This window comes from Nocardia sp. NPDC052254 (genome assembly GCF_040679495.1).
In the GTDB taxonomy this organism is placed as follows: Bacteria; Actinomycetota; Actinomycetes; order Mycobacteriales; family Mycobacteriaceae; genus Nocardia.
In genome coordinates, this window is the sequence record NZ_JBFAUW010000018.1 from 102,657 (window position 1) to 114,208 (window position 11,552).

General features: G+C 67.4%; 13 protein-coding genes and 1 pseudogene. 10 read left to right on the forward strand and 4 right to left on the reverse strand.

All coding sequences use genetic code 11. The annotated features are described in order from the left end of the window. Positions 1 to 107 precede the first annotated feature (107 nt). The 4 genes from paaI to AB0L57_RS29410 form a co-directional block, all read right to left on the reverse strand. Positions 108 to 524, reverse strand: coding sequence for a hydroxyphenylacetyl-CoA thioesterase PaaI (paaI, locus tag AB0L57_RS29395; RefSeq protein ID WP_364968942.1), 417 nt, complete (start codon positions 522 to 524; stop codon positions 108 to 110). Positions 525 to 593: 69 nt separating this feature from the next. Then, positions 594 to 902, reverse strand: a complete 309-nt coding sequence (locus AB0L57_RS29400; RefSeq protein WP_364968945.1) for an EthD family reductase — start codon at positions 900 to 902, stop codon at positions 594 to 596. Beyond that, on the reverse strand, positions 899 to 2,926 hold the full coding sequence (paaZ, locus tag AB0L57_RS29405; protein WP_364968948.1) for a phenylacetic acid degradation bifunctional protein PaaZ: 2,028 nt from the start codon (positions 2,924 to 2,926) through the stop codon (positions 899 to 901). The genes AB0L57_RS29400 and paaZ overlap by 4 nt, the downstream gene beginning before the upstream one ends. Before the next feature lie 78 nt (positions 2,927 to 3,004). Next, positions 3,005 to 3,613, reverse strand: coding sequence for a TetR/AcrR family transcriptional regulator (locus AB0L57_RS29410; protein ID WP_364968951.1), 609 nt, complete (start codon positions 3,611 to 3,613; stop codon positions 3,005 to 3,007). A gap of 110 nt (positions 3,614 to 3,723) precedes the next feature. Here AB0L57_RS29410 and AB0L57_RS29415 point away from each other — a divergent pair, with 110 nt between their 5' ends. The 10 genes and pseudogenes from AB0L57_RS29415 to AB0L57_RS29460 form a co-directional block, all read left to right on the forward strand. Next, a complete protein-coding gene (locus AB0L57_RS29415; RefSeq protein ID WP_364968953.1) occupies positions 3,724 to 4,941 on the forward strand; it encodes a thiolase family protein in 1,218 nt (405 codons plus the stop codon). Beyond that, positions 4,938 to 5,684 carry an enoyl-CoA hydratase/isomerase family protein gene (locus AB0L57_RS29420; RefSeq protein WP_364968956.1) on the forward strand — a complete coding sequence of 249 codons (747 nt, stop codon included), beginning with the start codon at positions 4,938 to 4,940 and terminating at the stop codon, positions 5,682 to 5,684. Before AB0L57_RS29415 ends, AB0L57_RS29420 begins: the two co-directional genes overlap by 4 nt. Next, a complete protein-coding gene (locus AB0L57_RS29425; RefSeq protein WP_364968958.1) occupies positions 5,681 to 6,556 on the forward strand; it encodes a 3-hydroxyacyl-CoA dehydrogenase family protein in 876 nt (291 codons plus the stop codon). The genes AB0L57_RS29420 and AB0L57_RS29425 overlap by 4 nt, the downstream gene beginning before the upstream one ends. Further along, positions 6,553 to 7,350, forward strand: coding sequence for an enoyl-CoA hydratase-related protein (locus AB0L57_RS29430; RefSeq protein ID WP_364968961.1), 798 nt, complete (start codon positions 6,553 to 6,555; stop codon positions 7,348 to 7,350). Before AB0L57_RS29425 ends, AB0L57_RS29430 begins: the two co-directional genes overlap by 4 nt. Before the next feature lie 16 nt (positions 7,351 to 7,366). Then, a complete protein-coding gene (paaA, locus tag AB0L57_RS29435) occupies positions 7,367 to 8,302 on the forward strand; it encodes a 1,2-phenylacetyl-CoA epoxidase subunit PaaA (protein ID WP_364968964.1) in 936 nt (311 codons plus the stop codon). Next, entirely contained in the window at positions 8,302 to 8,604 is a 303-nt protein-coding gene (paaB, locus tag AB0L57_RS29440) for a 1,2-phenylacetyl-CoA epoxidase subunit PaaB (protein ID WP_364968966.1), read from the forward strand. The genes paaA and paaB overlap by 1 nt, the downstream gene beginning before the upstream one ends. Before the next feature lie 10 nt (positions 8,605 to 8,614). Further along, positions 8,615 to 9,526, forward strand: a complete 912-nt coding sequence (gene paaC / locus AB0L57_RS29445; protein WP_364968969.1) for a 1,2-phenylacetyl-CoA epoxidase subunit PaaC — start codon at positions 8,615 to 8,617, stop codon at positions 9,524 to 9,526. After that, a complete protein-coding gene (paaD, locus tag AB0L57_RS29450) occupies positions 9,520 to 10,032 on the forward strand; it encodes a 1,2-phenylacetyl-CoA epoxidase subunit PaaD (protein WP_364968972.1) in 513 nt (170 codons plus the stop codon). The genes paaC and paaD overlap by 7 nt, the downstream gene beginning before the upstream one ends. A gap of 2 nt (positions 10,033 to 10,034) precedes the next feature. Further along, positions 10,035 to 11,129 (forward strand): 1,2-phenylacetyl-CoA epoxidase subunit PaaE, encoded by a 1,095-nt coding sequence (gene paaE, locus AB0L57_RS29455; RefSeq protein ID WP_364968975.1) that lies wholly within the window; start codon positions 10,035 to 10,037, stop codon positions 11,127 to 11,129. Between the two features lie 24 nt (positions 11,130 to 11,153). Next, a pseudogene (locus AB0L57_RS29460) lies at positions 11,154 to 11,552 on the forward strand (phenylacetate--CoA ligase); the annotation flags it as partial.

The window sequence follows — 11,552 nt, forward strand, 5'->3', positions numbered from 1 at the left end:
GCCGACGCCGACGCCGACGCCGACGCCGACGCCGACGCCGACGGCGCACGGTCGCGGCGGGTCTTCGGTCATTCTCCCCGTCGACCCGCCGCTCCGACGCTGTTTTTTCAGCGCGTTGCCGTGGTGCGGCTGTCGCCCCGGAATTCCGCTATCACTGTTGCGTCCGCGGTGGACACGGTGACGTCATAGATTCCATTGCGTCCGAACCGCGCTCGTTCGACGGCATGTGCGGTCAGGACCTCACCGCCGTGGGTCGGGCGCAGGTAGCGGATATCGGCCCGTGCCGCCACCGCGGGCCGACCGTGGCTGTTGCAGGCGAGCGCGAAGGTGGTGTCGGCGAGCAGGAATACGTAGCCACCGTGGGTGATCCCGTGTCCGTTGACCATGGTTTCTGTGACGGTCATCGTGGTGGTCGCATGTCCGATGCCGAGGTCGACGATCTGGATACCGAGTTCACGGGAGGCGGTGTCGGCTTCGAACATCGCGGCTGCCAGGCCTGAGTCGGCGGTGTCGGGGAGTGTCATTCGATTCTCCGGTGGGTGCTCGAGTGGGCCTGTGCGGGCCGCAGTACACGGCCCGCACGGTGTGCCTACTCAGATCTGTTCGAGATGTTCGACGTACATGATCACCGTTCCGGTGGCGAAGTTGCGCACATCCCGGCCGGCATCCTTCATCTGCGGTGAGGCAAGGGCCTGTGTCAGCGCCTCCTCGGTATCGAAGGTGAGGTGGGCGACCGCGTAGTACGGCGGTGCGGAGCCGTCGAGAGATGTGCACTTGGCCCAGGTGAACCCTTGCAGGCCCGGCACTTTCAGTGTGAGCGGGATATGGACACTGCGGTAGTGGTCATCGAAGGCGGCCGGGTCGGTGGGTGCGCCGTAGCAGACGGCGATGCGGTGGGTCATGCGTTGTGCTCCTCGCCTTTCGCGACCAGGGTGAGTACGTCATAGGTGGCGACCGGGTCGCTGGACTGGTTGGTCACCGTCGCGTCCCAGCGGACCTCGCCGTAGTCGGCGTTGGCGCGCGGGGTGATCTGCTTCGCCGTCAGGGTCACGGTGAGTTCGTCGTCGGCCTTGACGGGTGTGCGGAATCGAAGATTGTCCACACCGAAGTTGGCGAGGACGGGGCCCGGGGCGGGGTCGACGAACAGTCCGGCTGCCAGCGACACGACGAGATAGCCGTGGGCGACGATGCCGCCGAACAGCGGATTGGCCGCTGCCGCTTCCGGATCGGTGTGCGCGTAGAACGTGTCGCCGGTGAAGTCGGCGAAGTGGGCGATGTCGTCGAGGGTTACCCGGCGGGGCCCGCCGACGATGGTGTCGCCGAGGGCGAGTTCGGCGAGATTTTTGCGGAACGGGTGGATCGCATCCTCGGTACGGGCCGAACCGGCGACCCAGCGATTGCCGACCGCGGTGAGTACTTCCGGGCTGCCCTGTACGGCGGTGCGCTGCATGTGATGAAGAACGGCACGGATGCCGCCCAGCTCCTCGCCGCCACCGGCGCGGCCCGGGCCACCGTGCACCAGTACCGGCAGTGGTGAACCGTGGCCGGTGGATTCCTTGGCGTCGACGGTGTCCAGGACGAGTACGCGACCGTGATACGGGGCGAGGCCGACGACGATGTCGCGTGCGACCGCTGTGTCGCCGGTGACCACCGAGGCGACCAGACTGCCCCGGCCCCGCGCCGCCAGGGCGACGACGTCGGCGGTGTCGGTGTAGCCGATCACCGTCGCGACGGGACCGAAGGCTTCGATCTCGTGCGGTTCGTCGGACGTATTGTCGTTGCAGCGCAACAGGATCGGGGAAAGATAGGCGCCGGGACCGGCGGGTGGTTCGGTCGACCCGAAGACGACATCGCAGCTCTTCGTCAGTGCGCGGACCGCCTGCAGCACCTCGTCGCGTTGCTCGACGCTCACCAGTGCGCCCATGACGATGCCCTCGGTGGCGCCGGGGCCGGTGGTCACCGTGGACAATCGGGCCGTCGCGGCCTCGATCACGTCGTCCACCAGTCCGGCGGGCACGAATGCGCGCCGGATCGCGGTGCACTTCTGTCCGGCCTTGGCGGTCATCTCGACCACCAGCTGTTTGACGAACAGTTCGAATTCGACTGAGCCGTTGGTGACGTCCGGGCCGAGGATGGAGGCGTTGAGCGAGTCGGTCTCGGCGGTGAACCGGACGCCGTTCGCCACGACGGCCGGGTGCGTCCGCAGGACCCTCGCGGTGTCGGCCGAACCGGTGAACAGGATCGAATCCTGGCCGCCGAGAAGTTCGAGCAGCGGCTGTCCACTGCCGCACACCAGCTGGACCGATCCTTCGGGCAGCAGGCCCGATTCGATGATCCGGCGGAACACGAGCTCCGTCAGGTACGCGGTCTGGCCTGCCGGTTTGACGATGGTGGGCAGCCCCGCGATGAACGCCGGTGCCAGCTTTTCCAGAAAGCCCCAGACGGGGAAGTTGAACGCGTTGATCTGCACGGCGACGCCGCGTCGCGAGGTGTAGATGTGCTGGCCCAGGAATGTGCCGGTCTTGCCGAGTTGTTCGACGGTGCCGTCGAGCACGATGGTGTCGTTGGGTAGCTCGCGCCGCGCACGGCTGGCATAGCTGAGCAGTGTGCCGATGCCACCGTCGATGTCGATGCCCGAGTCGCGGTCGGTGGCCCCGGTGGCGCGCGACAACTCGTAGAACTCGGCCTTGCCCGCGAGCAAGGTCTGTCCCAGCTTCTTCAACGCGGCGGCGCGTTCATGGAAGGTCAGCGCCGCCAATGCGGGGCCACCGACCGATCGGGCATGGTCCACCGCCGCCGCGTAGTCCAGGCCGGAGGAGGAGATCCGCGCGATCTCGCTGCCATCGACGGCGCTGTGGACCGGGGTGCCCTCGTCGGGGGCGCTGTACCAATTCCCTGTCACGTAACTGTGCAGAACTCTGCTCACTAGGTCTCCTTTAACCGTCCGTTCGGTCAGTAATTACCATCGCTCTCACGGCGCGCGGTGTCAAGGAGGTGGCGAGGATCAGGTGGTGCGCAGGCCGTCGAAGGTCATCCGCACCACCGCGTCGGCGAGGGCGTCGGGGTTCGTGTCGCCGCGCGGGCGGTACCACTCGATGAGGGAGTTGACCACGCCGAACAGAAGCCGGCTGACCAGCGCCGGGTCGATGTCCGGGCGTAGATCGCCTTCCGCGGCGGCATTCTCGGCGAGGGTGGCGACGAACTCGTCGAACTCGCGCCGGCGTGCCAGGGCCCGACGTTCCACGGCGGTGTTGCCGCGCACCCGGAGCAGCAGGGTGACATAGGGGAGTTCGGCGACGAGGATCTGAACACTGCGGTGGACCAGGTATTCCAGGCGTGACACCGAAGGCCCCGCCATGGCGCCCGGTTCGGTCGTCGCCGCGAACAGCGCGTTGAGCGCCCTGGACAGCGCCAGGTCCAGGAGCTCTTCCTTGCCCGACACGTGATGGTAGATCGCGGATTTGGTGATTCCGAGCCGCTTGGCCAGGACTTCCATGCTGGTGCCGTCGTAGCCCTTCTCGTTGAAGACCTTGACTGCGACCGACAGCAGTGAATCCAGGTCGTAGCCGGGGCGGCCGGGGCCGGGCCTGCGGGTGGCGCGTGCGGAAGTCATGGCCCAGATCTTCTCAGGTTCGTCCGGCTGGTCGGAAGATCTTCCCGTGAGATGTTGATTACTGACCGAATGTTCGGTAATAATTGGCTACCGACGAACGGAGTTGAGACGTGCAGAACGTGTACCTCGTCGAGGGAGCGCGAACCCCCCAGGGGCGCTACGGCGGCGCACTGGCGCAACTACGCCCGGATGATCTGGCCGGCGTCGTGGTCGCGGAGGCGGTGCGGCGCGCGGGTGTCCCGGCCGATGCTGTCGACGAAGTGATCCTGGGTGCCGCCAATCAGGCCGGTGAGGACAACCGCAATGTCGCACGCATGGCGGTACTGCTGGCGGGGCTGCCCGACGCGGTCCCGGCCTTCACAGTGAATCGCCTGTGCGCGAGTGGCCTGACCGCCGTGGCCACGGCCGCCGCGATGATCCGTGCCGGCGAGGCCGATGTGATCGTGGCCGGCGGCGTGGAGTCGATGACTCGCGCCCCGTGGGTGACGGCCAAGCCCGCCACCGCGTGGGCCAAGCCCGGCGAAGTCGCCGACACCGCGCTGGGATGGCGATTCACCAATCCGCGGTTCGTCGAAGCCGACCGCGGGCGGCTCGGCGAGGCGCCGGACATCCGCAAGGTGACGTTGTCCATGGGGGAGACGGCGGAGGAAGTGGCGACTGCCGAAAACATCACCCGGGTGGAAAGCGACGCGTTCGCCCTCCGCAGCCAGCAGCGTGTCGCCGCCGCGGTCGCAGCCGGACACTTCGATCGGGAGATCGTCCCGGTCACGGCCGGAGGCGAGGTGATCACCGCCGATGAGACCCCGCGCCCGGACACGACCGCCGAACGGCTGGCGCGATTGCGGCCGGCTTTTCGCGCGGACGGAATCGTCACCGCGGGGTCGTCGTCTCCACTGTCCGACGGCGCGGCCGCCATGGTGCTGGCCGGTGAAGACGCGGTGCGCGAACACGGCCTGACCGTCCGGGCGCGCATCGTCGGCAGTGCCAACGCCGGTGTCGCGCCGAACGTGATGGGACTGGGGCCGGTCCCGGCCACCCGGAAGGTTCTGGATCGGGCCGGTTGGTCGATCGGTGATCTGGAGGCGGTCGAACTCAACGAGGCGTTCGCGGCGCAATCACTCGGCGTGATCCGGCAGCTGAAGCTGGACGAGGAAATCGTCAACGCCGACGGTGGAGCCATCGCGCTCGGGCATCCACTGGGCTGTTCCGGGGCGCGCATTCTGCTGACCCTGCTCGGCCGCATGGAGCGCGGCAACCTCGCCCGAGGCCTGGCGACCTTGTGTGTCGGTGTGGGGCAAGGGGTTTCGCTGCTGGTGGAGGCGCCGTGACCGGCGTACGCGAATTCCACACCATCGACGTCGCCGAGCGCGAGGACAGGGTCACCGTCACCCTCGACAGGCCGGCGCAGCGCAATGCCATCGACGCGGCCATGATCGCCGAACTTCACCAGGTGTGTGACCAACTCGAGCAGGAGCCGAAGCTGTTGCTGCTCACCGGCCGCGGGGATCACTTCGCCGGCGGCGCCGATATCGGCGAACTTCGTGATCGACGCCGAGCCGAAGCGCTCGCCGGAATCAACCGCACCCTCTTCGACCGGATCGCCCGGCTGCCGCTGCCGACCCTGGCGGTGGTGAACGGCTACGCCTTCGGCGGCGGTGCCGAACTCGCCTACGCCTGCGACATCCGCATCGCCACGCCGACAACGCAATTCGCCAATCCCGAGCCGGGACTGGGCATCATGGCCGCAGCTGGAGCCGCCTACCGGCTACCGGTGCTGGTGGGTGCCTCGCTGGCCAAACAAGTGCTGCTGGCGGGCGCACGCATCGACGCCGACACGGCGCTGCGCAGCGGCCTGGTCCTGCAGATCGTCGACGGTGACCACGTCGGAGCCGGGCATGCACTGCTCGACCGGATCGCCGGCAGCTCCGCGCTGGCATTGCGACTGACCAAACTCGTCGTCGACGCCGCGGCCCCGCGCCCGTTCGCCGACGACCTCGCACAGGCGGTGCTGTTCGAAACAACCGACAAGTACGACCGGATGACCGCCTTCCTGGAAAAGAGGAACCGATGACACACCGGACACCAGAACGCGTCACCATCATCGGCGGCGGACGGATGGGTGCGGGAATCGCCCAGGTGTTCGCCACCCTGGGCAGCGCCGTGACCGTCGTCGAGGCCGCCGACCGCGAGGCCGCCACCGCTCGCATCGCGAAGGGCCTGCACACCGCGGCAGCCAAAGGCAAACTGGGCGGCACCGCGCCCGAACGAGTTTTGTCCCGGGTTCACGTCATTGCCGAGGTTGCCGATCTGCCCGTCGATTCGGCACTGGTGGTGGAAGCCGTTCCGGAGAACGCGGCACTCAAGGCCGAGGTCCTGGGCGCGGTGGAGAAGGCCGTCGGCGCTGACGCGGTGATCGCCACCAACACGAGTTCGTTGGCGATCGGTGAACTCGGCGCGGTGCTGGCCGATCCGGCGCGGTTCATCGGTATGCACTTCTTCAACCCGGTACCCGCTTCCAGCCTGGTCGAGATCGTTCGCTCCGAAGCGACCGCCGATGCGACCGTCGCCGCGGTGGTCGACGTCGTGGCCGCCCTCGGCAAGGAAGGCATCGTCGTCAACGACCATCCCGGATTCGCGACCAGCCGCCTCGGCGTCTCGCTGGGCCTGGAGGCCATCCGGATGCTCGAAGACGGCGTGGCCGAAGCCGGCGCGATCGACCGAGCCATGGAACTGGGCTACCGGCACGCGACGGGCCCACTGCGCTCTACCGACCTCGTCGGCCTGGATGTACGCCTGGCCATCGCCGAACACCTGGCCACGGAACTGGGGCCGCGTTTCGAGCCGCCACAACTGTTGCGCGAGAAGGTTTCTCGTGGAGAACTCGGCCGCAAAACCGGACGCGGCTTCTACACCTGGGACACCGTCACGAAGGAGGCACGATGAGCACCAGCACCACCGGCCCTGTGATCGTCGAGTCCGACAACGGGCTCGTCACCGTCACCCTCGACCGCCCCGAGGCAGCCAACGCACTCGACAACAACCTCAAGCAGGCGCTGCTCGACGCGGTGCGGGCTGTCGCCGCTGATCCGGCCGCTCGGGCGGTGCTGCTGCGCGCCCGCGGTAAGCACTTCTGTGTCGGCCAAGACCTCGCCGAGCACGCCGAGGCTCTGGACAACGGTGCCGACAGTGCGATGCGCACGATCGCCGAACACTACAACCCGCTCATCGAAGCCCTTGCGGCACTGCGGATACCAGTGGTCGCGGCGGTGAACGGAGCGTGTGTCGGCGCGGGGTTCGGACTCGCCCTGGCCGCCGACATCCGCATCGCGGGCGACAACGCCAGTTTCGCCACCGCGTTCACCGGTATCGGGCTCGCAAGCGACTCGGGACTCAGCCACGCGCTGATTCGCAGCCTCGGCGCAAGTCACGCCATGGGCCTGCTGATGCTGGGCGACAAGGTCAGCGCCGAGCAGGCCGAGGACTGGGGCTTGGTGCACCGCCGGGTTCCGGCCGACCAACTCGACGACGCGGCACGATCTCTGGCCGCGCGACTGGCCGAGGGGCCGACCGCCGCGTTCCGTGCGGTCAAAGACCTCGTCCGGCACGGGGCACCCGATTTGCCCGGTGCACTCGAGCGTGAGCGCACCGTCCAAGAGGAGCTCGGTGCGACCGACGACCACCGCGCCGCGGTCTCCGCATTCCTCGCCAAGTCCGCGCCCGTGTTCACGGGTCGATGAGCAAGGACACCCGATCATGACCTCGACAGACAATTTGCAGTCCGAATTCGACCACATCGTCGCCGCCGATCAGCGAATCGAACCGCGTGACTGGATGCCCGACGCCTACCGTCGTTCCCTGATCCGCCAGATCGCGCAGCACGCGCACTCGGAGATCATCGGAATGCAGCCCGAAGGCGCCTGGCTCACCTCGGCCCCCTCGCTGCGCCGCAAAGCGATCCTGATGGCCAAGGTGCAGGACGAGGCCGGCCACGGGCTCTACCTGTACTCCGCCGCCGAGACACTGGGAATCGACCGCGGAGACCTCACCGCCAAACTGATATCCGGTGCGCAGAAGTACTCGTCGATCTTCAACTACCCGAGCCTGTCGTTCGCCGACGTCGGCGTGATCGGCTGGCTCGTCGACGGCGCCGCGATCTGCAATCAGGTTCCGTTGTGCCGCAGTTCCTTCGGCCCCTACGCACGCGCGATGGTCCGTGTCTGCAAGGAAGAGTCGTTCCACCAGCGACAGGGTTACGAACTCCTGACGACCATGATGCGTGGCACCCCCGAGCAGCGAGAGATGGTGCAGGACGCGGTGAATCGCTGGTGGTGGCCCGCGCTGATGATGTTCGGCCCGCCCGACGACGCGTCGCCCAACACCGCGCAATCCATGCAATGGCGCATCAAACGCCATACCAACGACGAACTGCGACAGCGGTTCGTGGACATGTCGATCCCGCAGGCACAAGCCCTGGGAGTCACCCTGCCCGACCCCGAGCTGACGTGGAACGAAGAACGCGAACACCACGACTTCGGCACCCCCGACTGGGACGAATTCGCCCGAGTCATCTCCGGCGACGGCCCCTGCAACGACGAACGCATCGCGGTGCGGCGCGCAGCCGACGACGAGGGCGCATGGGTGCGCGAAGCCGCGACCGCGTTCGCACAGCGTGAACAAGGAGCACGATGATGCCGGCAACCGACAACATCCGGGCCGACTGGCCGCTCTACGAGGTATTCGTACGCGGTAAGCGCGGACTCAACCACGTGCACGTCGGCTCACTGCATGCCGCCGACGACGAGATGGCCCTGCGGCATGCTCGCGACCTCTACACCCGGCGCAACGAAGGCGTGAGTTTGTGGGTGGTGCGCTCGGCCGCCATCGCCGCGTCCAGCCCGAGCGAAAAGGACCCCTTCTTCTCGCCCAATCGAGACAAGGTCTATCGCCACCCGACCTTCTACGACATCCCCGACAACGTCCCACACATGTGAGGCCACCACCATGATCGATCACGACAACGCCTACTCGGGGCTGCTCGACGGCGACGACCACGATCGCTGGGCCTTCGGAGGCGATTTCGACGACCCGCTGGCGGGCGTCGACACCTCGGTCCCCGATGGGGTCGACCGTACCGCCCTGGCCGCGTACTGCCTGATGCTGGCCGACGACGCTCTGGTCAGTGCCCAGCGGCTCACCCAGTGGTGCACGCACGCACCAGAACTGGAGGAAGAGGTCGCGCTCGCCAATATCGGACTGGACCTGATCGGACAGGCCCGGTTGCTCTACGCACGTGCCGCGGCCGCCGATCCGACTGTGGTGCCGTCGATTTCGCCGTCCTCCCCGGTGCCGGCGGAGGATGCACTCGCGTTCTTCCGCGATCCCGCGGACTACCGCAACGTCCGTCTGTGCGAAATCGCCAATGGCGACTTCGCACACACCGTCGCTCGAATGCTGATCTTCGTCACCTGGCGAACCGTGCTGTTCGACCGATTGCGCGAATCGCGGGACCCGGTACTGTCGGCGATCGCGCACAAAGGGCTCAAGGAGCTCACCTATCACCGCGACTACGCCGCGCGCTGGGTCGTGGTGCTCGGCAACGGCACCGAGGAGTCCCGCAGGCGCACGGCGAACGGCCTGGCCGCACTGGCGCCGTATGTCGCGGAGTTGTTCGCCGACACCGAATACGAACGGGCATTGACCAGCACGGGCATCGCGGTCGAGCCGGCCACACTGCGTGCGGACTTCGACACCGTCATGGCGACCATTCTCGGAGCGGCCGACCTGGCACTTCCTACCTCGGCGACCTACTCCGCGCTGGCTGTGGGCCGTAACGGCGAACATCTGCAGGACCTGTCTGTCCTGCTCGATGAGATGCAGAGCGTCGCCCGCGCTCATCCGGAAGGCCGGTGGTGACGGTGACCGCGGGTACCGTGGAGACCGCCCGGGAACTGGCGGCATCGGTCCCGGACCCCGAGATGCCGATGCTGACACTGGCCGACCTCGGTGTGCTGCGCGAGGTTCGCCGCGAATCCGACGGCACCGTCGTCGTCGCGATCACTCCGACCTATTCCGGTTGTCCGGCGATGGCCGAGATCCGGGCGGACATCGCGCACACGTTGCACCGCAACGGTTATTCGCGGGTGCGCGTCGACACCGTGCTGGCCCCGGCGTGGAGCAGCGACTGGATCACCGGGGACGGCCGTCGGAAACTGCGTGAACACGGATACTCCCCGCCCGGTCCCGCACCGCGCCCCGGCCCGGTCGCACTCACACTCGGCCCGGCGCCGCGGCGTGTGTCGTGCCCGCGCTGCGACTCCACCGACACCCAGCGGGTCTCCGAATTCGGAGCCACCGCATGCAAGGCCATCTACCGGTGCCGCACGTGCCACGAGCCGTTCGACCACCTCAAGGAGATCTGACCATGACGACCGCCACGCAACGCCCGGCGCCCGCGCAACGAGCCACGGGATTTCACACCCTGACGATCTCGGCCGTGGAGCGGCTCTGCGACGACGCCGTGGCCGTCACCTTCGCCGTTCCCGAAACCCTGCGCGAGCGATTCGCCTTCCGGCCCGGACAGTTCCTCACGGTGCGCCGGGAGATCGACGGCGTCGAACACCGGCGCTCGTATTCGATCTGCTCACCGACCGGACAGCCACCACGTGTCGGAGTACGCGAAGTCTCCGACGGGCTGTTCTCCAGCTGGTTGGTACGTGACACGTCACCCGGTGATGAGGTGGAGGTGCAGGAGCCCGCGGGAACTTTCGCCGCCGACCCGGAGGTCGCCGGACGGCATCTACTCATCGGGGCCGGATCGGGTATCACCCCGCTGTTGTCGATCACCGCCTCGGTCCTGGCCGACCCAGCCGCACATGTCACTTTGCTCTACGGTAACCGGCGGACCCGCTCGGTGATGTTCGCCGACGAGATCGCCGACCTCAAAGACCGCTACGGCGAACGACTTTCGGTAATCCACACGCTGTCGCGGGAACCTCGCGATGTGGAACTTTTTTCCGGCCGGCTCGACGCCGAGCGAATCCGCCGCATCGTCACCGAACTGGTTCCGCTCGACGCGATCGACCACGCATGGCTGTGCGGACCGCTCGGAATGGTCACCGATGCGTCGAATGTTCTCGAGGAACTCGGCCTGGACAAGGCACACATCCACCGTGAACTGTTCTACGTCGGCGACGCGCCTCCGCCGCCGGACCGGCATCCGGAGGCAGAGGTCACCGGCCCCACCAGCCGTGTCACCATCACTCTGGACGGCCGCTCCACGACCGCCGACCTGCCGCGCGATCGCACCATCCTGGACGCGGCCGAGCAGGTCCGGTCCGATCTGCCCTTCGCCTGCAAAGGCGGGGTGTGTGGCACCTGCCGCGCGCTGATCTGCGACGGCGAGGCCGATATGCGCCGCAACTACGCCTTGGAAGACGACGAGGTCGCTGCCGGCTTCGTACTCACCTGCCAGACCTATCCGACCTCAGAGGCCCTCTCGGTCGACTTCGATCGTTGACCGTATTCACAGAAGGATCCGCACATGAGTGCCGTCGCTCCCGCACCTGAGAACATCTCCGACGCCATCGAGTTCGCCGATCGGGATCGCATCGCGTCCCTGCAACTCGAGCGCATGCGCTGGTCATTGCACCACGCCTACACCAACGTGCCGCACTACCGCGCCGCATTCGACGCGGCCGGCGTGCACCCTTCCGATCTGCGTGAGCTCGGTGATCTCGCACGGTTCCCCTTCACCACCAAAGCCGACCTCCGTGCCAACTACCCGTTCGGTATGTTCGCGGTGCCCCGGGGCGAGGTCAGCCGAATCCATGCCTCCTCCGGGACCACGGGCAGGCCGACCGTTGTCGGCTACACCCGGCGTGATCTGGACAACTGGGCGGACCTGATCGCCCGCAGCCTGCGCGCCGGCGGGGTGAACCCC